This window comes from Anaerobacillus sp. QJM3NY_32, assembly GCF_056173645.1.
Genome location: NZ_CM149684.1, coordinates 3,998,637 through 4,023,470, shown reverse-complemented (window position 1 = coordinate 4,023,470; position 24,834 = coordinate 3,998,637). Strand labels below are relative to the sequence as shown.

Below are 24,834 nucleotides of genomic sequence, written 5' to 3'. Positions count from 1 at the left end.
AGTCTAGTATATAATGAAAATCGCGGAGACATTCCGACAAAATTTGAGTTTTCGAAAGGGAAGGGATTACTTACATGAATATGAAAAAACCTCTTTTCGGCGTTCTATCAACAGCGGCATTAGCAATGGGAATTGCAGCAGCTTCACCGTCCACACCTGTTAAGGCGGCAGCGGGCGATTTTGATCTTACAATTATGCATACAAATGATACACATGCGCATCTAGATAATGCTCCAAAAAGAGTAACAGCTGTAGAAGAAATTCGTGCAGCTCGCGCCAATACAATTTTATTAGATGCTGGTGATGTTTTCTCTGGTACGCTTTTCTTCAATAAATATAAAGGTCTCGCAGACGTACAATTTATGAACATGATGAAATACGATGCGATGGTACCGGGTAACCACGAATTTGATGAGGGTCCAAAGACGTTCTCTGAGTTCGTCAAGCAAACGAAATTCCCGATCGTAAGCTCAAATATTGATTACAGCAAAGATCCTTATCTTAGCCCTCTATATAAAAATGAAATGGCGATGACTGGTGATGATGGTACCATCTATCCAGCCGTTATCCTTGATGTAAACGGCGAAGAAGTGGGTGTGTTCGGTCTAACGATTGAATCAACAGATGAGCTATCAAGCCCTGGCGAAACGATTTCCTTCCAAAATCATCAGGAGCAAGCTGAAAAGATGATTAAAATGTTCGAGGATAAAGGCGTAAACAAAATCGTAGCCCTTACTCACCTCGGAAAAGCGGTTGAAGTTGAACTAGCTAAATCAGTAGAAGGCATCGACGTTGTTGTTGGTGGTCATAGCCACACAACAATTGAAGAAGCGGTTGTAGTTGATACATTTGAAGATCCAACTCTAGTTGTACAAGCAAATGAATATAGCAATTTCTTGGGTGATCTTGAAGTGACGTTTAACGAAGAAGGCGTGCTAACTGATTGGGATAATGAACTTCTTGATTTGGGTAGTAAAAGTAAGTTCGAGCCTAACGAAGAAGCAAAAGCTCTCTATGATGAACTGAAGAAACCACTCGAGGAAATTGAGAAAGAAGTAGTCGGTCAATCTGACGTTTATCTTAATGGAAAACGTGCATCCGTTAGAACAGGTGAAACGAATCTAGGAAACTTAATTACAGACGGCATGCTTTACAAAGCTCAGCAGTTTACTGATGCAACAATCGCAATCACGAACGGCGGAGGAATCCGTGAATCAATCGATGAGGGACCAATTACGTTAGGAGAAGTTCTCACAACGATGCCATTCGGTAACAACCTCGTCACGCTTGATATGACTGGTGCAGAAATCATTGATTCATTGGAGCATGGGGTAAGCGGTGTCGAAACTCAGGAAGGTCGTTTTGCTCAAGTAGCAGGACTTCGATATTCCTTTGATAAAGATCTTCCTTCTAGTGAACGAATTTTAGATGTAAATGTGAAAACTGAAAACGGCTATGAAGATATTGATCTAGAAGCGACTTACACTGTTGCAACTAACGCATATATCGCTCAAGGTGGCGACGGATACGATGCAATGGGTGAAGCTGCCGCTGACGGTCGTATGAACGAACTTTTCTTCGTAGATTTTGAAGTATTTACAGAGTATCTCGATGAAATTGGAACAGTTAAAGCGAAAGACGAAGCACGTATCGTTGAAGCAGATGCTGAGCGTATCCAGGGTGAAACGCGCTATGAAACGTCTGTGAAAATTTCGCAAGAAGGCTGGGAAACTGCAGATACGGTTGTTCTCGCACGTGGCGATTCCTTCCCGGATGCACTAGCAGGAGCACCACTTGCTTATAAATACGATGCGCCAATTCTTTTAACAGAAAGCGGATCACTGAATAAAATGGCGAAAGAAGAAATTGCACGTCTTGGTGCGAAAGATGTCATTATCCTTGGTGGCACAAGTGCGGTAAGCAATTACGTGAAATTCCAGCTTGAAGGTATGGGAATTGAAGTTGAGCGTATTGCAGGGGACAACCGATTCGATACAGCTGCAAACATTGCAGCGCGTCTTGGCGGATCTCCAAATAAAGCGATTGTAGCAAACGGCATGAACTTCCCGGATGCTCTTGCAATTGCGCCATACGCTGCACAGAAAGGTTATCCAATTCTATTAACAGAAGCGGATGAAATTCCATCAGCAACTAGCAATGCGCTTAAAGGCATTGATGGATCGATCATCGTTGGTGGCGAAACAGCTGTTAACGGTAAGCTCGATGCGAAGCTACATGCTGAAGATCGCTATGCAGGGGACAATCGTTTCGGTACAGCGGCTGATATTGCTACAAATCTTAACCCTTCAGCACGCGTTTACGTTTCCACTGGCATGAACTTTGCTGATGCCCTTTCAGGATCTGTTCTTGCAGCGAAACAAAATGCTGCAATGCTATTAGTGAAGCCGAATATGCTTCCGAAAGAAACAGCAGAAGCGATCGAGGACATGGAAGCTTATGACTTCAACGTTCTTGGTGGAGAAAATGCTGTAAGTAACGACATTTTAGATCAGCTCAAAAAGTAATCCATTTATTAAGAAAGCGCGGGGAACGTCTCCTGCGCTTTTTTGATATTTATTTTATGAATAGGCAGGTATTGAAGAAAGGAAAGCTAATTGTATACGTAACGATTCGTTATAACGAATTATTTTTGGGGAGGGTTCTGATTGAATAGGTCGGGAAAGCGAAAAATCAGTCCGCTGTTGCTATTGATTCTCGTGATAACCATGCTTATGCCGTCTCAAGCGTTCGCCACTGCCAGTCTCGATGAAGAAAAAAATAATGTCTATTATGCTGCCCTTGGTGATTCACTCGCGGCTGGCGTCATGTCGAACAATACTCTCGGTTTAAGTTATGGCGACTACATAGCTCAGGATCTAGATCGGGTAGGTTTATTAGGAAGCTACGAAAAACCTTTTGCGGTGCCTGGAGCGACTTCTAAAGATTTGTTGAACGCTTTGATGGATCGTGACATGCAAGTTAAGATCGCCTCCAAAAATATGATAACGATTACGATCGGTGCGAACGATTTTCTTCAAGTACTCGGTTCGGAACCGGAACGATTGAAGGACCCAGAAGAAGTCAAAGAGATCATCACTGAGCTATCGGAAAATTACGCTTCTATTATGGGAATTATAAGAAGCGTTAATGCGTCCGCAGATGTTTATTTAATGGGATACTACAATGGTTTCTACGCGTTCCCTGAGGCTGATCAGCGTCCGCTCGTGGAACTGACAAAGACGGTGAATGGGATCATTAAGCAGATCGCGGCCGATTCATTCAGCCACTATGTTCCTACCTATGATGCCATTTCAACGGATTATGCAACCTATTTGCCAAATCCTAAAAACGTCCATCCGTCGGCAGCAGGTTACATGGCGATCGCCGATGAATTTTGGAAGCAAGTGAAATTGAATTTGCCAACAAATGTTGATAGAATCGCTGGAGCTAATCGGTATGAGACAGCAGTGAAAATTTCTCAGGAAGGGTGGAAGCAAAGCGCGCAAGGAGTTGTGATAGCAAGAGGCGATGATTTTCCTGATGCGTTAGCTGGTGCTCCGCTTGCCTATGATTTAAATTCCCCTATTTTATTAACACACTCTGACGGTCTTGATCAAATTGTAAAGGATGAGATTGAACGACTCGACCCAGAGTTCGCGATTCTTCTTGGAGGAGAGCAGGCTCTTTCCAAAGATGTGGAAGATGAATTAGGCAAAATGGAAATTCCAGTTGAACGAATAGCAGGAGCGGATCGCTATGAAACAGCTGCAATGATTGCAGTGAGTCTTCCTCCATCAAATAAAGCTGTTATTGCGAACGGCATGAAATTTCCAGATGCTCTTGCAATTGCTTCTTACGCAGCGGAAAATACGTATCCTATCTTGCTAGCAAAACAGAATCAGCTTCCAGAAGATACGGCCGAAATTCTCAAACAATATCCTGAGAGTATTGCCGTGGGCGGTACGGCTGTTATTTCGGAAAGCCTTTTCGAAAAGTTACCAAAAGCAAAGCGATACGGGGGTAAGAATCGTTATGAAACAGCTTCAATTATTGCAATGGAATTAAATCCATCGCATAAGGCTTTTGTCTCAACGGGTCTTGAATTTGCAGATGCGCTAACCGGAAGTGTTCTTACTGCCAAAAGGGACAGTAGTTTTTTGTTAGTAGATCCATATAATATGCAGGATGCGGTCATTGAAGCAAAAGAAAAGTTAGGCATCTATCATTTTACGATTCTAGGAGGTCCGAAAGCGGTTAGTCCTTCCATTGAAAGGGAGCTTATGGGAGTTGAATAGTCGAATAATGATTTCTGAGGGATCAGCTTACGAGCTGGTCCCTTTTGTTACCGAAAATTGCAGAATTATGGCAATTTTTTACTCGCTAATGGTAGACTTGTAGAGTATAAAATCTACTGAAACACTTTGGTCAACTATAGGGGGAGCAGGATGAAGAAAAGCATCTATGGAATCAGTTTACTTTTATGTAGTCTGTTCATCATTTTGGGAGCAGGCAAGGCAAATGCCATGCCTGCGTTACAAGAAACGCAGGAGCTCGTTCAGCCTTCAGGAGAGACATTTAAGGCGTCACTCAGCGGCAATGAGAATTTTCATTGGTGGACGGCGAACGATGAATCTGTGATTAAAATAGGGGAAGACCAATACTGGTATTACACTCGTATTGTTGGTGAACGTCTAGAAGTTACACAAGCTAGATTTGCTATTAATAAAAAGCCTTCTGACGCGGCAGAGCTTGAAGATGTGAAGAAGCTCCAACCGACTGAAGGAATGAATACAAAGCAAAAGGAGATTCCAAATACGGATGATTCATTTGATTTATTGAGTGCAGGAGCGAAGGAGAACACGCTTGTTTTATTAGTTGAATATAGCGATGCAAAAATCACTTATTCAGATGCAGACTGGCGTAACCGATTCTTTGGCACTAGTGGGAGTACGCTTAATCACTATTATGATGAAGTTTCAAAAGGAAAGCTCGGATTTAAAGGGGCTGCCGAATCAAGCGGAACAAATGATGGGATCGTAAGGGTCACATTACCGTATGCTCACCCTCGTCCTGAGACGGCAACAAATCCAGATAGTACATACTCACAAATCATAAAAGATGCGCTAAAGGCATCGAATGATAAAGTAAACTATGCTCAATTTGATCAAAATAAAGACGGTTCTATATCCTCAGAGGAATTACATATTGTCACCATTGTAGCCGGTGGTGAAGCAAGCTATGGAGATACGGGGAAAGTGGTTTGGGGTCACATGTCGAGCCTTTATGAAAGCGAAGCTCCTCGTATTGATGGAGTAAAAGTAGGCTCTTATCAAGGGAACGGCGGCTACACGATGTTTGGGGAGAAACATGGCGGACATATGGCAACCGTTGGAATTATTGCACATGAAATGGGCCACGATCTGGGGCTACCGGATCTTTATGATACGGACGGCACTTCAGATGGGGTTGGCATCCACAGTTTAATGGGGAGCGGTTCTTGGACAACCCATAACAATGAGTACGAAGGAGCTTATCCAACTCATCTCGATCCATGGTCCAAAATGGTGCTTGGCTTAGAGCGACCTATAGAAGTGCAAAATAATGGCTCATATGAAGTAGGGAATTTCACTACTGACGACTATTCCGTATTGAAATTAAAAACAACCGATGAATCGGAGTACTTTTTAATTGAAAATCGTCAGTTTACTGGCTTTGATATCGGCTTAGCTGATCAGGTGACGTCGCCTGGAATTGCCATCTGGCATATTGATGAGCAGCAGCTGAAAAATCGTCAAAACAATAGAGATGAATCACATAAAGCGGTGGATGTGGAAGAAGCAAATGAAAGTAAATTGGGTTACCCGGAATTAGATCAAGATCCAAATACGCGATTATACTACGATCATTATTATAGCGGGAATGGCTACAGTCGCTTTAATAGCTCTACATCACCAAATAGTAAAGTGTATTCAGGGGCTAGTTCAGGCGTTTCAGTTACGGTCGTTGATCCGAATAGCGATACGATGACGGTTTCAGTGAAAGTGCCACAGGGAGACGATCAGCTTCCACCTGTATGGGCTAAAAACGCAGAGCTTACGGCTAGCTCTATCAAAAATGACAGACTTACATTAAATTGGTCAGAGGCGACAGATGCTTCTGGCGTTGAATCTTACATCGTCTATAAAAATGATCGCGTGTTAAAAGAAGTGGAAGCCACGACAAGAAAACTTACCGTTCAGGGGCTTACCAAGAATAAATCCTATGATTTTCGAGTAGAAGCGGTGGATAAGAAAGGCTATGTTACAACGAATGGCCCAGAATTGACCGTGAAAACGTCAGCAAACACAGTAAAACGAATTGAAGGTGCGACTCGTTTTGATACGGCAGCGAATGTGAGTGCGAAAACGTATGATAAGGCGGAGACGGTTTTGATTGCGAGAGGTTTAGATTTCCCAGACGCTCTCTCTGGTGCGCCACTTGCTTATCAACTAAAAGCGCCTATTCTCCTTGCGAAAACGAACGAACTTCCAAAAGAAACGGTAGATGAAATCAACCGACTCGAGGCGAAAAAAGCGATTATCTTGGGTGGAGTTAACGCGATTTCACCTGCAACGGAAAAGAAGATCAAGTCACTCGGACTAGAGGTTGAGCGGATTAGTGGTGATAATCGCTATGATACTTCCGCAAAAATTGCGAAGCGCATGGGAGGAGATCCTGAGAAAGCCGTGATCGCCTACGGTCTTAATTTTCCAGATGCTCTTGCGATTGCACCATATGCTGCGCAAAATGGCTATCCCATTTTGTTAGTGGATAAAGAGACAATCCCTGCGGCAACAAAACTCGCAATGAAAAACATTGATGATACGATTGTCATTGGTGGTGAAAGTGTTATTACAAAAAAAGTGTATCAAGGTCTTTCGTCACCAGAGCGTATCTCAGGTGCCAATCGGTTTGAAACGGCAGCTAAAGTGAAAACCACCTTTTATCCAGAAGCTAAATCAGCTTATTTGGCGACAGGATTCGGCTTTGCCGACGCCCTTGCAGGCTCTGTGCTAGCGGCGAAAGATGGCGCACCCCTTTTGCTAGTAAAGTCTGATGAGCTTCCAAAAGGAACGGTAGAAGCTATGAAAGGTATGAACGACTTCAACTTGTTAGGCGGTCAGTCAGCAATCAATGGAAAAGTTGAACAGCGCTTATATCAGGAATAATGCGACAAAAAATACTTTCCAATAGTAAGAGATACAGGGAATTTGACCTGTATCTCTTATTTTTTGTAATAAATAACAGGATATCTCTTAAACTTTGTTGAATTATAGCCGATAGTAAAGACAGAGTGTCGATATTTGTGGCAGCAATTTAATTGGAATGAGGAGGATCTGGATGCAACCTTCATTGGTCAAGAAAGCAATAACTGGTTCTGCGCTTGTCGCTGGAGTAATGTTTGTTCAACCTGATGGTGCAGAAGCAGCGTTTGGGGATCAAGAGCTTAAGCAAGGCATGAAAAATCAGGACGTCAAAGAGCTACAGGATGTATTGAAGGCGAAGGGGTATTTTACTTACCACACGTCAACAGGATACTACGGTCCAATTACAAAGGATGCAGTCAGCCAGTTCCAACAGGCTGTCGGGTTAAAGGTTACGGGGGTAGCGACAACGGATACCCTTCAGAAGCTAGGAGGAACATCAAAAAGTCAATCGTCAGCTGCGTCGTCTTCATCCACTTTGCAAGTCGGATCCCGCGGGCAAGAAGTAACTGATCTTCAGTCCAAACTGAAAGCGGCTGGCTACTATTCCTACAACGTGGATGGGATTTATGGTCAAATTACTCAGAAAGCTGTACAGGATTTCCAAAAAGAAAAGGGGCTTTCCGTAACAGGGAAAGCAGATTCTACAACGATCAGTGCCCTTGCAAACGCAAGTTCATCAAGCTCAAAATCATCAAGCTCTTCTTCCGATATTTCCATCGGGATGCGGGGGAGTGCAGTAACGGATCTTCAGTCAAAGCTGAAAGCAAAAGGCTATTATACATATAATGTAGATGGCATTTTTGGTCAAATCACGAAGAAAGCAGTACAAGATTTTCAAAAGGCAAAGGGACTGTCACAAACAGGCGTAGCGGATAGTAAAACCTTATCGGCCCTCTCAGAGAGTGGGAATGCAGCAAAACCTGCGAGCGGCCTTACCATTGGCTCTCGAGGAAGTGCCGTAACAAATCTTCAGCAGCTATTGAATGATCGTGGCTACTATTCCTATAACATAGACGGGATCTTTGGTAGTATTACGCAAAAAGCGGTCAAAGAGTTTCAAAGTATCGTAGGTTTACAGGCTACAGGCATTGCGGATGATAAAACGATCGATGCTTTGAAATCCAGAAGTCAGCAAGAGACGTCAACAGTTCTTAAAGTTGGTTCAACCGGGAGTGCTGTAACGGATCTACAAAATAAACTTAAAAAAGCAGGAACGTTCCACGTTGAGGCGACAGGCTACTTTGGCCCTGTCACTGAAAAAGCGGTCAAGGACTTTCAGAAAGCAAAAAAACTGCAGGTGACAGGCACTGCAACAAAGGAAACAATGAATGCGCTTGACGGCTTAACAGATAAAGTCGAGTCATCCCCTTCAACTGGAGAAGATTATGGTGATTTGTTAAAGAAAGGCTCAACAGGATCACTTGTGAAAGAGCTTCAATCTAAATTACAAGCGATTGGTTTATATAGCGGTCCGCTTGATGGCGATTTTGGAAATGGAACAGATCGAGCTGTTCGAAACTTCCAATCACGTAACAAGTTAACGGTTGATGGTATCGTCGGACCAGCAACATGGGAAAAGCTAAAGCAATCGACAGGATATGAAGGGAATAGCAATGGGGACAGCGGGAGCAGCAGTTCCAACTTTAGCGTGATGGACCTTATTGCAGATGCATCTGTATACATAGGTGTTCCTTATGTGTGGGGTGGAAACACGCCAACACAGGGCTTTGACTGCAGCGGATTCCTCGTCTATGTGTTTAACAAGCAGGGCGTTTCATTGCCAAGAACAATGGCACAAATGTGGAACGTTACAACAGCTGTTAGCTCTCCATCCGTAGGAGATATCGTGTATTTCACAACATACAAACCAGGTGCGTCACACGGAGGCATCTACATCGGAAACAATAAATTTATCCACGCCGGCTCTTCAACAGGCGTCACCATTAGCGACATGACATCAAGCTACTGGGCACCGAGGTATTTAGGGGCGAAGCGCGCGCATTGATTTTTCAAAAGGGGTCAGGTACGTGCCTGACCCCGCTTAAAGACAAAACCAGCAAAAGTGTCCACCTATAGCGGACGCTTTTGCTGGTTTTTTTATTCATAAGATCACCTTGGGGTGGGGGTCAGTGAGGTACCTGACCCCCACCCACACATAAACAAAGGAGACGATCCGATGTTCAAACTCTTTCTTTTCCTTCACATTTTCGCAGGGTTTAGCGCCCTTCTCACATTTTGGCTACCCCTTGTTCTAAAAAAAGGCGGTAGGTGGCACATACGAATCGGCTGGTTCTTTGTTGCGATGATGGCGATTGTAAGTGTGACAGCAGCTGGAATGGCTTTTCTTCGTATTTTCATTCAGCCAGATACTTCCCCAGAACGTTTTTCTTTTTCGATTTTCTTGCTCTTCATTGCAGTTCTTAGTTCATCGACCGCGTACTATGGTTTGCGCGTTCTTCGCTTTAAGCGCAAAGCCGATCAGCATCGTCACCCTGGTGATCTTGCTTTCGCAAGCTTACTATTTCTATCAGGACTCGCCTGCTCCATTTACGGTTTTACATCAGGAAATACGCTCATCTCATTTTTTCCCTTTCTCGGTATTTTTCTAGGTCTTGGTCAATTAGCATATTGGCTTTGCCCAATGCCTGTGAAAAATAGCTGGTTGCTCGAACACATACAAGGCATGATCGCCTGTTCCATATCAACCGTGACGGCTTTTACCGTGTTTGGAGCTCCCCGACTATTAGGTGGAGGGTTTCGGAGTATTTACCTTTGGATTTTGCCTACGATTGTACTCGTACCGCTTATTTTTTATTTTAGTCGGAAGTACTCAGCTCCTAAAAGATAAATCTATTAATTTTATTATAAAAATTGGAAAAGAAACCAGTGAATGCTAGAATGAGAGATGAGTTTACGTATGAAGTCGATAAGGGGGAAATGATGGGTAAAAAAATGAAGAGTTTACTAGTAATGATGCTGATTCTGACGCTTGCCTTGCCATCAATGGCAGGAGCTGAAGGGAAAGAAAAGGTTACATACAATGATATCAATCGGATGATAACAGAGAGTGCGTTAGAACATAATATTCCACCAGAGATTGCGAAGGCAGTGGCGCTGAAAGAGAGCGCGTGGACGCAATGGTCGGATGGCGCGCAAACGGAGCCATTCGTTAATGCGAAAGATGGCGGCATTGGTTTAATGCAAGTAACCAGTCACGTATGTGAAGGTGATGAAACAAAGGATTGCTATAACCCTGAACAGCTCGGAAATGATGTACGATACAACATCGATGCCGGTTTAGATATTTTAAATGAAAAGTGGAGCTATGGTGTGGATGGGATTATTCCAACGATTAACACAAATGATCGAGATATTCTAGAACACTGGTATTTTGCGATTATGGCCTACAATGGCACTGTCCCTGTTAATAGTCCATATTTCCGCGATGCTGAGGACGGTACGAGAAATCTAGATACGTATCAAGATAGGGTCTTTACTCTTTTAGAAGATCATAATTATTTAGATCTGAATACGGAAGCGATCATCTTTGAATGCGATGATTTTTCTTATGACCCTAAGGAAGATGATCCTATAGAATTTAATAAAATGCATTATGCCGTTGATGAAGAATTGACTCGCTCGAGAACACTATTAAAAGAAGGCGATAAAGTTTCAACGGTAGCAGGTAAAATAATGAAGGATTCTCCAAGCGGTACGAATGAGGGTAAGATTAAAGAATCACACATTGCAACTGTCTTAGATAGCCAATTTTATGTGGATGAAACAAAGAACAGTCCTATTGAACATTGGGTTCGCTACCATGTACAACTCGCTGATGGAAGAACAGGATACATGGCTTCAAGCAGTCTGAATCCGATAACTGAGCGTCTGTCAGGTAGCAACCGATACAACACATCCATTGAAATCTCGAAGGATGGTTGGCAAGACGGTGCAGAGACAGTCGTGATCAGTCGTGGTGGTGACTTTCCAGATGCTTTAGCAGGAGCGCCTCTTGCTTATCAAGAAGATGCACCAATTCTGCTAACACCAGATAATAAGCTAACGAATGAACTTAGAAACGAAATAAAACGTCTCGATCCGAAAACAGCCATTATTCTCGGAAGTGATAATGCAGTTAGTCGAAATATTGAAAACGAACTTTCCAAGATGGGAATGACAATTAACAGAATCGGTGGCGACGATCGATTTGAAACAGCTGAGCTTATTGCGCAGCAACTTGAATCAGATAGCAAAGAAGCAGTTGTCGCATTAGGAATGGATTTTCCAGATGCTCTTGCAGTAGCACCTTATGCTGCAAAAGAAGGCATGCCAATTCTATTAACGAAAAAAAACTCGCTCCCGGAATCGACTGAGGATGCCCTATCTGATATTAACAAGACAATTGTTGTAGGTGGGTCAGATGTTGTGAACGAGAGCGTTTATAACCAACTGTCGGATGATCGCATTCGCCTTGCAGGCGATGACCGATTCAGCACGGCTGAAGAAATCATGAATTACTTCGGGGATGCAGCTAAGACTGGCTATGTAGCAAATGGCTTAGGATTTGCTGATGCTCTTACAGGAGCCGTCCTTGCTGCTAAAAATGACGCGCCGTTAATTCTTTCAAAGAAAAATGAGCTGTCTGCATCAATGGAAAAATCAATCGGTGCTCAGCAACTAAACCGCTTTGTTCTTCTCGGCGGTCCGGACGTTATCCATGTTGATGACGACCTCGCTAAACTTACGGTAAAATAATCTTAACTGCCTTCTGATTTCGGTCAGAAGGCTTTTGTATAGCGTAAAGGGGTCTGCCCCCTCTCTGTCCCCCACTACAGTAAAGGAGTGAAGGAACAATGACAATAGCCGGAAAAACACTTAAACAGTGGAAAAGTGACCATCCATTATTAAACGACCTTCTTCAATTAAAAGAAGTATATTGGAGAAATCCGCAAAAAGGAAAAATGGCTCAAACAACTGAGCTTTCGATGACAGACATCCAAGATGCTGAAGCTCGTATGAAACGCTTTGCTCCTTATTTTCGCAAAGTATTTCCAGAAACGAATGGCATCATTGAATCTCCTATTTCAGATATTACCAAGATGAAAGAGAAGCTAGAGAAAGAAGAAGAGATCAGCCTTCCAGGGGATCTTCTTCTAAAACGGGATGATATTCTCCCAATCGCCGGCAGCATTAAGGCGCGTGGAGGCATTTATGAAGTGCTCAAACATGCAGAAAAACTTGCGATCGGACATGCGATTTTAACGAAAGATGACGATTATTCCATTCTAGCTGACAAAAAGTTCACTGAGTTCTTCTCAGCCTTTTCGATTGCGGTCGGTTCAACAGGAAACCTCGGTTTAAGCATCGGAATCATGTCAGCGAAACTCGGCTTTAATGTCACGGTCCATATGTCGAGTGACGCAAAGCAATGGAAGAAAGACCTTCTTCGCGAAAAAGGCGTTCAAGTTGTGGAGCATCAAGCAGACTATGGTGCTGCTGTAGAAGAAGGGCGGAAGCAGTGCGAGAAGAAACTGACTTGTTATTTTATTGATGACGAAAATTCGAAAGACCTCTTTCTCGGATATGCAGTAGCAGCGCTTCGTTTGAAAAAGCAGTGCGATGAGCGAGGCATAAAGGTGGACGCTGAGAACCCGCTTCACGTGTATCTACCATGCGGAGTAGGCGGCGGCCCTGGCGGCATTGCTTTTGGACTTTCTCAGGTATTCGGAGAACACGTGCATTGCTACTTTGCAGAACCGACGCATTCCCCGTCAATGCTTATGGGCTTAATGACAGGCTTACACGATCAAGTGTCCGTTCAAGACTTTGGGATCGACAACATCACTGCGGCAGACGGTCTTGCTGTAGGAAGACCATCAGGCTTTGTTGGACGCGTCGTTCAACCGATTCTTAATGGTGTTTACACCGTCACGGATGAGCGAATGAAAGAAATGCTCCGCTGGATTTATGAAACCGAGCAAATTAAGCTTGAGCCTTCCGCTCTCGCAGGAATGAGCGGGCCACAAGTAACAGCGGTAGATGGAAAGAGTATGCGTGGTACGCATCTTGTATGGGCAACAGGTGGGAGCCTTGTGCCGGATAAGGTGTGGAGAGAAGAGTAAAAGGGGTCAGGTGCGAGTCAGACCCCCAATAAAGACAAAACCACCAAAATAAGCTGAAAAGTCCCCACATTGAGGACACTTCAGCTTATTTACTTCCTGCAACTTATGAAACAATACGACCTCCAAATTCGTATCTATATAAAGATTGGTCAAAAATGTAAAATGATCTTATTTGAGGGGGCGAGGAGTTGGAATTGTTCTTAGAGATGTTAGGATTAGCAGGTGATCTTATTTTTTGGAGAGATCCTCCAGATGGGCAGCGGATTGAAGCGAATATTGCCGCACTCATGGCATATAGCTGGTTCGTCGAGCTTATTGAGAAACCTCAATATAACAAGTTAATTCAAGAAAATTCTTCTGTACGAAATGTAATTGGAAAAATGAACATAAAAAAGCTTGAAAAATCACCGATGTATGAAGATCGAAAAGAACGGAAATTGAAAAATGTAATCCAAAAACAGTTAGCATCCGGTTGAGAAAACAAATGAAACGGATTTCTGTTTCACAACCGAATGAGTGCGGAGGGAAACAAAGTGAACTTTTACATTGCATCGAGTTTTCAAAACAAACAACACGTGCAAACACTCGCTACAGAATTAAAACGTCACGGCTTCAAGCATACATACGATTGGACGAAAAATGAAAAAGCCGCTACGTTCGATGAACTTGCTTCAATCGGAGAAGCAGAATTAGAGGCAGTAAGAACAGCTGATTTCCTAATTGTTCTGCTTCCAGGAGGAAAGGGAACTCATATTGAACTTGGGATTGCGTTAGGTCGAGACACCCCGGTTTACCTATTCAATGAAGATGGATTCCATAACGCAAAAGAAGCGAGCACTTTTTACCATACTAGCGGGGTAACGAGAGTGGAAGAGAGTTATGAGCAACTCGTTAAAACCATTTTAGAAAAGCAGCATAGCTAAGGGAGAAGGGGGGCCAGGTTCACACCTGGCCCCCTTCTAACGCGCCTTACTCATCAAACCGCCTCCGCTCTCACTCTCCGCCCACGCACCTCACGCACTACTTTCCAAATTACAAACACACCAAGTCCAATAATTAAAATACTGAGCGTGTACGTCAGCTGCACTGGTTTATCATCTTTCACAAAGATGCCAAAGTAGCCCCATAAAAACACGATTGGATAGATCAAATCGTCGTTGTAAAGACTGAAGTAGACTGCAAGTCCTGCACCGATAATGAGCATGATAATCGTCCAGGTTAACTCATTCATACCAAAAATCAGCGATACGTTATTTTCTTGCGCGACGACGAATGCATCCACGATCGTTGCAATCGATGTCCAAGCGAGATAGAAAGAGAACGGTACGCTAAAAAAGGAAGAGCGCTCAGAATTTTTCGTAATAATAGCGTAAAGGATAGACAGAGTAATTAATGAACCCGCGATAAACAAGAGCGCAACCGATTTACTTACAAGGAGAGCTGTTCCTGATAACAGCATGCTAGATGCAAAAAGATAGGAAACTTTCACATAGAGGACCTGATCACACTCACTCGCTGTGAATTGTCTAACGAGTGAAATGAGCAAAAGTAAATAAATTAATAACCAAATCGCGAATGTATAGCCGGCGGGGGCAATCAGTACATCATTAGTACCCGACATATCTCCTGAGAAGAGGAGTGAAGAGGCGAGCAAATACAAGTAAGCAGCAATCGTAACGAGCTTCATGGTCATGACCGTTCCTCCTTCATAGGTCTAGTTACTCGTATGCTACCCCGATTGGAGGATTCCTATTAAACGAAAAAAGAGAAGGGGGTCAGGCGCGAGCCTGACCCCCTTCACAAACAAAAGCAACAAAGTGTCTTTTACAGAAAGCCATTTTGCTTATAGAAAGTTTCATTTTCCCTAAAATAACTCATCTCTAATAAATGGAAAACCAGAGGGGGAAACTAAATTTATCTCCCATACTCCAATTCATCTAACAACTGCCCTGCATGCTTTATAAATAGCGCTTCAAGCTCGCCGTTCAATTCTTCACGCCAGCTGCCGATTTTTCCTTTTCGGAACGTAACGGATTCCTGTGGTTTGATGTTTGCCGTCATTTTCGTGATCAGTTCTTCACGATTGTAGCTATGCGCTGTATCACCCCAAAGAAAATCAATAATCTCACCAGCGGCTTTTCTTCTGTTCTCTTCTGATGACATCAGGTCTTCAAATCGAACAGAGTGAACGTTTGGACGCCCCATCCACTCACTAAAACTTCGGTACCACTCAGCAAAATGAGGTTGCACGGCAACAAAAGGCGTGATCGGAACGCCCCCTTCGATTAGAAATTGAATTCGATCGTTGTGCGTAAATCCTTCCTGCATAAACGTTTCATAGAGATGGTGAGCTGGCACCTTTGGAATAAAATGTGCGTATGAAATGAGCACGTCACGTGGATCTCTCAGTACAAAAATTTGTTTTAACTTTAAATCTTCAAAAAATGTCTCCCACTCTTTGGAATAATGGAAATGTCCATTTAAGAAGCTGTGGTTAGGAAACGCTCTTGCAGTGGCCAATTTTTCTTCCGTTTGGTAATGATAATGTCCGTACATACCAATAAACGGATCATTTTGCATACCAGGTACACCGAGCAGTAGTTGTTTTAAAAGATGCGTCCCGCTTTTCGGAATCGAATTTAATAAAAAGCGTGGTAGCTTTGTGTCAGTCAATCGTGTAAACCTCCTTTAATAAGCAAACGTGGTGGACTTGCTTTACTATCCTATGAAGAAGAATGGTAAGAGGAGTGGACAGGGGGCCCGCCTGTTTACACATTTAAGTACCCGTTTTTCACCAAAAAGGATTTAATCGATTGAACAGCTTCTTCAATCGTTTCCGTTTCCGTATCGATTGTAAGCTCTGGCGAAACCGGAGCTTCATAAGGCGCGTCAATTCCTGTGAACTGACGGATCTCACCTTTTCGTGCTTTGGCGTAAAGGCCTTTAGGGTCACGGTTCTCACACGTTTCCACACTGGCTTTCACATAGATTTCAATAAATTCTTTGTCTCTGAAAAGTCCTCGAATCTTATCTCGCTCTTGCTGAAAAGGGGAGATGAACGCAGCAAGTGTCATAAGGCCAGCATCAACAAAGAGACGAGACACTTCACCGATTCTTCGCATATTTTCAATCCGATCCGCATCAGAAAAGCCAAGGTCTGCGCTCAACCCGTGTCGAACGTTATCACCATCTAGCCTGTAAGTATGCACGCCTGCTGCATGTAAGGCATTCTCAAGCTCAACCGAAATCGTTGATTTTCCTGACCCGGATAGTCCTGTGAACCAGAGGACAGCGCCTTTGTGCAACTTCATTTTTTCACGATCCTGTTTTGTCACGTTTCCTTCATGCCAGGTGACATGTTTTTCTTTCATTTATTCGTCCTCCTTTCATTAAATCATCACAATAAACCGAACGATTAATAGCGTCGTTACCATAACGATCAGCGTTAATGGGAAACCAATTTTCAAAAAGTCGTGGAAGCGATAGCCGCCGGCGCCATAGACGATCAAATTCGTTTGATACCCAATCGGCGTCATAAAACTTGCGGAGGCTGCAATTGCGACAATCATCGCAATGGGGAGGAGGTCAATCTCAAGCGTATGGGCAACCTCGATGGCAATGGGAAACATAAAGACAGCGGCAGCACTATTTGTCATCATTTCTGTAAAGATATTCGTTAACACATAAATGCTTAGCAACGTTGCAAGAAGTCCGAGCGGCGCTGTTAGTTGGATAAGGAGACCTGCCATCGAAGCGGCTACACCTGAATTCAGCAGCGCTGTACCAATACCAAACGAACAAGCGATCATAAGGAGAACGTGCCATTGAATCAAATCACGCGCTTCGCCTGGCGTCACAACCTTTGTTAAAAAGAGAAGCAGCGTCGTAACGGCCATAGCAGTTAGCATGGAGAGAACGCCAATCGTAACGAGAATAATCATGACACCAAGCAACCCGATCGAAAGCCAGCCTAATCTGATTTGACGCTGCGTAACGAGCTTATGATCGATTGGTGTAATGTCGTAGAAATCCTTTTTCTTATGAAACTGCTCACCCGCGATCATTAAGAGAACGTCACCTGGTTTTAAGACAATATCACCAATTTTCGATTTCAGGCGCTGATTTTGGCGATGAACAGCGATCACGGCTGCTTGATGCTGGTGTCTGAAATTGGTGTCCTTTATCTTTTTGAAAAGGTGTGACGAATGAGGTGTCACAATCCCTTCAATAAGCTGGTGATTTTCTGGAAAATAAGAGCCGGAGCTTCCCTGTAGCTGTAGTCCCTTCATCCGCTGGATCTCAGCGATCGTTGAGATGTCACCACTAAAAACAAGCCGGTCTCCTTCCTTCAGAATCGTCTCGCCTGATACAGGCGCGATCGCACGCTCGTGACGCATAATGCTGACGAGAAATAACCCCTTCAAGCTCCGTAGCTGCGCTTCTTTTACAGTGCGATTGATATAGGGGAATTGTTCTGTAACAAGCACTTCACCGGTGTATTTTTTGAGCAATTCAGGTTCAGTGAAGGATGAAGAACGTCGATCTGGAAGCAGCTTGTTACTAAAGAAGATCAAATACGCGAGACCGAATAGCGTGATCGGGATTCCGACCGCACTAAGCTGAAAAAAAGAAAAACCAGCATAGCCGTTTTCGAGTAGCAGTCCATGAACGACAAGGTTTGTCGACGTACCAATTAACGTAATGGTGCCGCCAAGAATCGTAGCGTAGGAAAGCGGAATAAGAAACTTCGAAGGAGACACCCTGTTTTCATCGCACCATTTTTTCACCATTGGCGTAGAAGCGATCACGATCGGAGTATTGTTCACAAATGCCGAAATGATGGAGATTGGAAATAGCAATGTAGTCAGGCGTTTCTTTGGCGAATGCGAGCTTTTTAGGAGACGTTGAAAGAGGCGATCCACAATGCCACTTCGCTGAATGCTTCCAGCCACGATGAATAGAAGGGCAATCGTAAGCATCCCTTCATTCGAGAATCCGGCCGTTGCTTCCTCAGGCGTAATAATGCCAGTGAATAGAAATAAGACGAGAACCGAGGCTAGAATGACCTCAGGTCGTCCTTTTTCAAAGAAAAGACAGAAAAGCATGATGCTCATCGTGATCATAACGAAATAGAATGCCATCATTCAGCGCGCGCGGCATCATTCGTCTTCATGATCGTGCTGCACCTCATCTAATAAAATCTCAATCACTTCAGGGCGAGAAAACTCTTTCGGAGGTCTTTGGCCATTTTTCAGCATCTCTCGAACCTTTGTGCCGCTTAGATGAATGTGAAATTCGCCATCGTGTGGACACGTTTTGGCAGTAGCCATGCTCGAACACTTGATACAATAAAACGCGTGCTCGAAGGCCATAATCTCAATGCCGATTTCGTCTTTTGCAAATTGGTGAAAAATGTTCTGCGCCGCGAACGTATCGTAATAATCGCCAACACCTGCGTGATCACGGCCGACGATAAAATGTGTGCAGCCAAAGTTCTTCCGAACGAGACTATGAAAAATCGCCTCGCGCGGGCCAGCATACCTCATCGCGGCTGGGAATACGGAGAGAATGACGCGATCAGACGGATAATAGTTTTCTAAAAGAGCGCTGTAGCTTTTCATCCGAATATCCGCTGGAATGTCATCTTTCTTCGTTTCGCCAACGAGTGGATGGATGAGAAGGCCATCAACGGTTTCAAGTGCCGTCTTTTGAAGGTATTCATGTGCGCGATGAATCGGATTGCGCGTTTGAAAGCCAACGATTGTTTTCCAGCCGCGCTGTTGGAATGTTTCTCTTAATTCTGCCGGCGTTTGAAAATGGTCTTGAAGAGCTGTTGGGTGCTGAAGGAGCGTGATTGGGCCACCGAGGTTAAACGCTTCCTGCTCGTACGTTTTTTGAACGCCTGGATGCTCAGCGTCGTTCGTTCCATAGACGCGTCGAGCTTCTTCTGTTTTGTCTGTTTCATAAATATCTTCTACTTCCATTAATCCATAGATTTCCCCGTCTTCACCCTTCAGGCAAACAGTAGGACTAGTAAAAATCTTGTCACGCGTTTCTTTGGATACAGAAAGCGTAATAGGCAAGCTCCAGATTGTCCCATTTGCGAGCCTCATTTTAGTTAAAACGTGCGTATAATCTGTTTGATTCATAAAGCCCGTTAACGGACTAAAAGCACCGATTGCGATCATATATAAATCGGATAAATTCCATGGTGTTAAGGTGACGACCGGAAACATTGTGGCCTTCTCGAGAAGCGCCAGGCGATCCTCTTCACATGGAATGCGGTTTATTAGCTGACCGCCATGTGGTTCTATCATAAATAAATCTCCCTTCTTGCTTGTTCACATATAGAGTTGCTACTAGCTTATGAAAGAAGGAGAGGAGAAGAGAGGGCTAATGAGAAAAATGGATGAGGGGTGTGTTTTTAAAGGGGGTCAGGCGCGAGCCTGACCCCCTTTAAAAACAACTGTCTCCGCACGAAAGACACTCCAACACATTCGAAGATATCCTCTCTTTTCCTTCTTGACCCTACTATCCTTTTGGACTACACTGTGTAGTGTGAGGTGGAAGCGATGAAAATTCATCAGTTCAAAACGAATGAAACAGGGTTAAACCGCTTTTTCGGCTCTCTTGAAGCGAAGGTTATGGACATACTCTTTGAAGGTCCAGAAATGACGATCAAAGATGTGAAACAGAAGCTTGATCAAGAGAAAAGTACGAACTTTAACACGGTTATGACGGTCATGAATCGTCTCGTGGATAAAGGAATTCTAGTAAAACGAGTTGAAAAGCGCACGTCAATGTTTAAGCCGCTTCTATCGAAAGAAGATTTTTTACAAACGCAATCGAAGGAATTAACAAAGGATCTAATGGATGAATTTGGTCCGCTTGCTGTGAATCATATGCTTGATGCGCTCGATGAAGCGGATCCAGTTTTGATCGAAAAGCTTGAGCAAAAAATCAAGCAGCTAAAGGAGAAGTAAGATGAGAATAAAACAGCCGCGATTTTTGTTTATGCTGTCTTTTTTTCTTGTAGCCACGATGATTGTTCAAATGTCACTATACAGTCTGCATTTATATTCGAACTGGACGCTTATGTTAAGCGTACTTGAAGCCTGCCATAATATGCTTCGCGCGATCGGTTTATCATCTATGAACATGCTATTAGAAGTTCTGATTCTCTCAACATTTTCATTAATCGTGATGATGATCGTGAAGCAAATTTATCGATATGTCACCTTTTCGAAACGGCTGTCGCTTCTTCGTGAAGACACTGTCACACAGGTAGTCATTCGGAATTTCGATTTAGGAAAGCAGGCACTCCAGGTGATTAGAAGCGATGAGCCTATCGCGCTTACATATGGAATGATTAAACCCAAAATAGTTCTTTCGACTGAACTAGTTAGCCTGTTGAGCAAAGAAGAGCTGCGCGCCGTGATTTATCACGAAACTTTTCATCAGCAGCATCGTGATCCATTGAAAAAATTTATCATCACCCTTCTCGTCCACGCGCTTTGGTACGTGCCGATTTTGAAATGGGTATCAAATCACTATCACACGCTACGCGAAATTGCCGCGGATCGGTTTGCGATGAAAGAAGCAAATATGCTTGATCTTAGTAGCGCGTTATTAAAACTATTAAAAAGCGATCACAGACAGCGTCATGCTTTTGCTGTATCTTTTGCGGAAACGTCTGTGAACGATCGCATACAACATATTCTTGCGCCAGAAAAAGAAGTGCACGTAACGTTGCCTGTTGGGACAGTACTTTACTCACTTTATATTGTGTTAGGGTTATCCATCATGTTTATGGTGGCGACACCCTAATTCTTTTTCGGAAACAAACACTACATATCGTAGTGTTAAAATTAGGAGGGAATTAATTTATGAATTTATCACAAAACGTTGCCCTTGTCGTACTACGAATCGTTCTCGGTCTTATTTTTACGGTTCACGGCCTAGATAAATTTGCTGGAGGGATTGGAAATACCGCTGGATTTTTCGAGAGCATTAGCATTTTGGGTGGTTTAGCGTATGTCGTTGCAACGATTGAACTAGTCGGAGGTCTTCTTATGATCGTAGGACTAGGCACACGCATTGTTTCTTTGCTTTTCATGATCGTCATGCTAGGAGCGATCTTTACGGTTAAACTAACGACAGGATTTATCGGAGGGTATGAATTGGATCTTGCTCTTCTCGGTATGTCAGTCGCTGTTTTGATTAGCGGAGGTGGAGCCATTTCCGTTGATTACAAATACTTTTCGAAACAATCATAGGAGGAAGAATCATGGCAAATAAGAATAAGAAAAAGCAACCGAACAAGCAAACAATAGCTAATGCGCAGAAAAAATCGAAAGCATGGATCTACTGGTTAGTGGCCGCTGTCGCTGCAGTTATCGTAATCGTGATCGTCGTTTCAAGCGGCTCGAGTTCTGATGGTTCAGAGGAAAAAGCGATGGAGCAACCATTTCTCGGTGATGAAAATGCGCAGGTAGAAGTGATTGAATTTGGAGATTACAAATGTCCTTACTGTAAAGCATTCGAACAGTCTTTTTTCCCGCAAATTGATCAAGAGTTAATTCAAACAGGGGAAATCAAATTCTCGTTTATCAACTATCCATTTATTAATGTTGATTCCGATCGCTCAGCGGAATTTGCTGAAGTGGTGTACCAGGAGCTTGGGAATGACGTGTTCTGGGAATTCCACTCATTAATGTATGAAAAGCAAACAGAAGGCACGGAAAAGCAGGACATCTACACAGAAGATTACCTTGTAGACACGCTAAAAGAAGTGACTGATGAAGAAAAAGCTGAACAGGTTCTTGCAGCTTTTAAAGATGGCGAAGGAGAAGCGGCGATCGACTACGACTTATCGAAAGCCCGTGATCTCGACGTTACTGGCACACCAGCTCTCTTTGTGAACGGCGAGCCGTTTGAAGGACAAACAATTGATGACCTGAAGAAAATGGTAGAAGAAGCGAAGGAAGAGTAAAGGAATTACCATCATTGTCCACCGTGGGTGGACAATGATGGTTTTTTGTTTGTGAAGGGGGTCAGGCTCGCGCCTGACCCCCTCAAAACACAACTGTTCCCCCCACTCCCGCAATCATGTATAATAAACCTGTTACCAATTACATAGTGATCGATTCAGGTGTCTTTTCAATGAAGACTTAATAGGGAAGCTGGTGCAATTCCAGCGCGGTCCCGCCACTGTAAATGGTCGCCTGCTGCAGAATCCACTGTTCGTAACAGCGAATGGGAAGGAGCAGCATGCGATAACCATGAGCCAGGAGACCTGCCTGAGTCTAGCGCGAACAGCCTACGAGGATAGGGATGTGCGAACGGATTCAGGTGCTGCCTTTGGCACACCGTTACTTCCATTCGACCATCTCCATGCCCTCGTGCGTGGGGATTTTTTAGTTTAGAGACATCAGAAAACAGGAGGAGAAACACACATGAAAAAGCTTTATTCACTACTCGTTTTACTTTTTCTCGTTACAGGAATCATCGCAGGTTGCGGAGCGAGTGAAGAGAACAGCGCGACAAATGAAGGAAATGCGAATACAGAGCAAGCTGAACAGTCAGAAGATAGCGCTTTCCCAGTAACGATAACGGATGCATTGGACCAGGATGTTACGATCGAAAAAGATCCTGAAAAAATTGTCTCCTTAATCCCGAGTAACACTGAGATCCTTTTCGACCTGGGAGCAGGGGAAGAAGTCGTTGGCGTATCTGACTTCGCCAACTATCCGGAAGAAACGGCTGATATCGAAAAAATCGGCGGCATGGAATTTAACGTGGAGAAAATCATTTCTCTAAAGCCTGATCTCGTACTTGCACACGGCTCAAGCGCACATAACTCAGAAGCAGGTCTACAGCAGCTTCGTGATGCTGGAATCACCGTACTCGTTGTGAACGATGCGAAAAGCTTCGATGAAGTGTACGCTTCCATCGAAATGATCGGACAAGCAACTGGTGAAACGGAAGAAGCGGAAACAACGATCGATGAAATGAAGCAAGATCTTGAAGACATTCAAGCAAAAGCAGAAAGCATTAGTGAAGAAGATCAGAAAAATGTCTTCGTCGAAGTTGCCCCTGCGCCTGAAATCTACTCTCCAGGGAAGAATACGTTTATGGATGACATGCTAACGATGATTCACGCGAAGAACGTGACGCACGATCAGGAAGGCTGGAACCAGGTGGATCAGGAAGCGATTATCGAAGCGAATCCTGACGTGATCATCACAACGTACGGCTACTATACAGAGAAGCCAGTTGAACAAGTGTTAAGCCGCGACGGCTGGCAGGACGTAACGGCTGTCAAAGAAGAGCAGGTTGTTGACGTACACTCTGACCTCGTTACGCGCTCTGGCCCTCGTCTTACTGAAGGAGTAGAGGAACTTGCAAAAGCGGTTTACCCGGATGTTTTTGCTGAATAAACGGTTCATTGCCTATCCGATTGCGATAGCACTCTTAATTGGTGCCATGCTCCTTGGCATTTCAATCGGTACTGTTTCAGTTCCAGTGCTTACCATTCTAAAATTAATCGGAAGCGAAGTTTTGCACCTTCCATTCATAGGCAAAACCGATCCAATGTTTACAACAATTGTGATGGATATTCGCTTGCCGCGCGTCATTTTGGCAGGTCTTGTGGGGGCGTCTCTTGCGATAGCAGGGGCCGCCTTTCAAGGTCTTTTGCGTAATCCACTAGCGGATCCGTACGTGCTCGGCGTTTCATCCGGAGCATCAGTTGGAGCGGTACTCGTGCTGTTTTTCAACCTGTCCATTCCGTTTGTCGGCATGTTCACCCTACCAGTTATGAGCATCGCTGCATCGATTCTCACGATTTTTCTCGTGCTCTTTTTCGCACGACAAATAGAGCGATCGATGCGCGTGGAGACGATCATCCTAACAGGAATTGTGTTTAGCTCATTTCTTGGCTCACTTCTGTCACTTATGATCGCTTTAACTGGAGAGGAGCTTCGTCAAATTATCGGCTGGCTCCTTGGAAGCGTGTCGATGCGAGGATGGGAATATATCGGAATTATTCTTCCCTTTTTCATCATCGGCTCAGGGATCCTGCTCTTTAGCAGCAGGGAGCTGAACGCAATGTCGTTTGGTGAAGAACGCGCTCAGCATATCGGCGTGAACGTCGCGAAACGAAAGCTTTGGATTCTCATCGGCGGCTCGATTTTAACAGGGGCAGCTGTTGCGGTTTCAGGAACGATTGGTTTCGTTGGCCTTGTGATTCCGCATTTAACGCGCCTTCTATGGGGCCCGGATCACAGGCATTTACTGCCACTATCCATTTTACTTGGAGCTGCTTTTCTGATCATCGCTGATTTGATTTCACGAACGATCATTTCACCAACTGAACTACCGATTGGCGTCATCACATCGCTCATCGGTGCCCCGGTGTTTGCCATTATTTTAATACGAAGACGTAAGGAAAGAAGAGGATAAGC

General features: G+C 44.0%; 20 protein-coding genes and 1 riboswitch. Of the genes, 15 read left to right on the top strand and 5 right to left on the bottom strand.

Annotation, left to right across the window (positions count from 1 at the left end; translation table 11 throughout):
* The first annotated feature begins 74 nt into the window (after positions 1-74).
* The 9 genes from AC0VYH_RS20585 (at position 75) to AC0VYH_RS20545 (ending at position 14,292) form a co-directional block, all read left to right on the top strand.
* On the top strand, positions 75-2,525 hold the full coding sequence (locus tag AC0VYH_RS20585; protein WP_475373061.1) for a cell wall-binding repeat-containing protein: 2,451 nt from the start codon (positions 75-77) through the stop codon (positions 2,523-2,525).
* Positions 2,526-2,666: 141 nt separating this feature from the next.
* Positions 2,667-4,295: a cell wall-binding repeat-containing protein gene (locus AC0VYH_RS20580; protein WP_475373060.1), complete on the top strand. Its 1,629-nt coding sequence runs from the start codon at positions 2,667-2,669 to the stop codon at positions 4,293-4,295.
* Between the two features lie 150 nt (positions 4,296-4,445).
* A complete protein-coding gene (locus AC0VYH_RS20575) occupies positions 4,446-7,208 on the top strand; it encodes a cell wall-binding repeat-containing protein (protein WP_475373059.1) in 2,763 nt (920 codons plus the stop codon).
* Positions 7,209-7,380: 172 nt separating this feature from the next.
* The gene (locus AC0VYH_RS20570) at positions 7,381-9,252 is read left to right on the top strand and encodes a C40 family peptidase (RefSeq protein ID WP_475373058.1); all 1,872 of its coding nucleotides are present in this window, start codon (positions 7,381-7,383) and stop codon (positions 9,250-9,252) included.
* Between the two features lie 171 nt (positions 9,253-9,423).
* Positions 9,424-10,095, top strand: a complete 672-nt coding sequence (locus AC0VYH_RS20565; protein WP_475373057.1) for a DUF2306 domain-containing protein — start codon at positions 9,424-9,426, stop codon at positions 10,093-10,095.
* 92 nt (positions 10,096-10,187) lie between these two features.
* Positions 10,188-12,002 carry a cell wall-binding repeat-containing protein gene (locus tag AC0VYH_RS20560; RefSeq protein WP_475373056.1) on the top strand — a complete coding sequence of 605 codons (1,815 nt, stop codon included), beginning with the start codon at positions 10,188-10,190 and terminating at the stop codon, positions 12,000-12,002.
* Positions 12,003-12,100: 98 nt separating this feature from the next.
* Positions 12,101-13,369, top strand: coding sequence for a D-serine ammonia-lyase (locus AC0VYH_RS20555; RefSeq protein WP_475373055.1), 1,269 nt, complete (start codon positions 12,101-12,103; stop codon positions 13,367-13,369).
* 188 nt (positions 13,370-13,557) lie between these two features.
* The gene (locus tag AC0VYH_RS20550; RefSeq protein WP_475373054.1) at positions 13,558-13,845 is read left to right on the top strand and encodes a hypothetical protein; all 288 of its coding nucleotides are present in this window, start codon (positions 13,558-13,560) and stop codon (positions 13,843-13,845) included.
* Between the two features lie 57 nt (positions 13,846-13,902).
* The gene (locus AC0VYH_RS20545) at positions 13,903-14,292 is read left to right on the top strand and encodes a nucleoside 2-deoxyribosyltransferase (protein WP_475373053.1); all 390 of its coding nucleotides are present in this window, start codon (positions 13,903-13,905) and stop codon (positions 14,290-14,292) included.
* A gap of 53 nt (positions 14,293-14,345) precedes the next feature.
* Here AC0VYH_RS20545 and AC0VYH_RS20540 read toward each other — a convergent pair whose 3' ends face one another.
* The 5 genes from AC0VYH_RS20540 to sat all read right to left on the bottom strand — a co-directional run bounded on the left by AC0VYH_RS20540 (position 14,346) and on the right by sat (position 19,686).
* Positions 14,346-15,062: a hypothetical protein gene (locus AC0VYH_RS20540; protein ID WP_430247040.1), complete on the bottom strand. Its 717-nt coding sequence runs from the start codon at positions 15,060-15,062 to the stop codon at positions 14,346-14,348.
* Between the two features lie 221 nt (positions 15,063-15,283).
* On the bottom strand, positions 15,284-16,042 hold the full coding sequence (locus tag AC0VYH_RS20535) for a sulfotransferase domain-containing protein (RefSeq protein ID WP_475373052.1): 759 nt from the start codon (positions 16,040-16,042) through the stop codon (positions 15,284-15,286).
* 95 nt (positions 16,043-16,137) lie between these two features.
* Complete coding sequence (gene cysC, locus AC0VYH_RS20530; RefSeq protein ID WP_475366116.1) at positions 16,138-16,740, bottom strand: adenylyl-sulfate kinase; 603 nt, start codon at positions 16,738-16,740, stop codon at positions 16,138-16,140.
* An 18-nt stretch (positions 16,741-16,758) separates the two neighbouring features.
* On the bottom strand, positions 16,759-18,513 hold the full coding sequence (locus tag AC0VYH_RS20525) for an SLC13 family permease (protein WP_475366115.1): 1,755 nt from the start codon (positions 18,511-18,513) through the stop codon (positions 16,759-16,761).
* Positions 18,514-18,528: 15 nt separating this feature from the next.
* The gene (sat, locus tag AC0VYH_RS20520; protein ID WP_475366114.1) at positions 18,529-19,686 is read right to left on the bottom strand and encodes a sulfate adenylyltransferase; all 1,158 of its coding nucleotides are present in this window, start codon (positions 19,684-19,686) and stop codon (positions 18,529-18,531) included.
* Positions 19,687-19,941: 255 nt separating this feature from the next.
* On the opposite strand from sat, the gene AC0VYH_RS20515 reads away from it, so the two are divergent.
* The 6 genes from AC0VYH_RS20515 to AC0VYH_RS20490 all read left to right on the top strand — a co-directional run bounded on the left by AC0VYH_RS20515 (position 19,942) and on the right by AC0VYH_RS20490 (position 24,832).
* On the top strand, positions 19,942-20,352 hold the full coding sequence (locus AC0VYH_RS20515) for a BlaI/MecI/CopY family transcriptional regulator (protein ID WP_475366113.1): 411 nt from the start codon (positions 19,942-19,944) through the stop codon (positions 20,350-20,352).
* A gap of 1 nt (position 20,353) precedes the next feature.
* Positions 20,354-21,196: a M56 family metallopeptidase gene (locus tag AC0VYH_RS20510; RefSeq protein WP_475366112.1), complete on the top strand. Its 843-nt coding sequence runs from the start codon at positions 20,354-20,356 to the stop codon at positions 21,194-21,196.
* Positions 21,197-21,255: 59 nt separating this feature from the next.
* Complete coding sequence (locus AC0VYH_RS20505) at positions 21,256-21,645, top strand: DoxX family protein (protein WP_475373051.1); 390 nt, start codon at positions 21,256-21,258, stop codon at positions 21,643-21,645.
* 11 nt (positions 21,646-21,656) lie between these two features.
* Entirely contained in the window at positions 21,657-22,361 is a 705-nt protein-coding gene (locus AC0VYH_RS20500; protein WP_475366110.1) for a DsbA family protein, read from the top strand.
* Positions 22,362-22,501: 140 nt separating this feature from the next.
* Positions 22,502-22,686: riboswitch (cobalamin riboswitch) on the top strand.
* Positions 22,687-22,824: 138 nt separating this feature from the next.
* Positions 22,825-23,808 carry an ABC transporter substrate-binding protein gene (locus AC0VYH_RS20495; protein ID WP_475366109.1) on the top strand — a complete coding sequence of 328 codons (984 nt, stop codon included), beginning with the start codon at positions 22,825-22,827 and terminating at the stop codon, positions 23,806-23,808.
* On the top strand, positions 23,792-24,832 hold the full coding sequence (locus AC0VYH_RS20490; RefSeq protein ID WP_475367531.1) for a FecCD family ABC transporter permease: 1,041 nt from the start codon (positions 23,792-23,794) through the stop codon (positions 24,830-24,832). The genes AC0VYH_RS20495 and AC0VYH_RS20490 overlap by 17 nt, the downstream gene beginning before the upstream one ends.
* Positions 24,833-24,834: the final 2 nt, after the last annotated feature.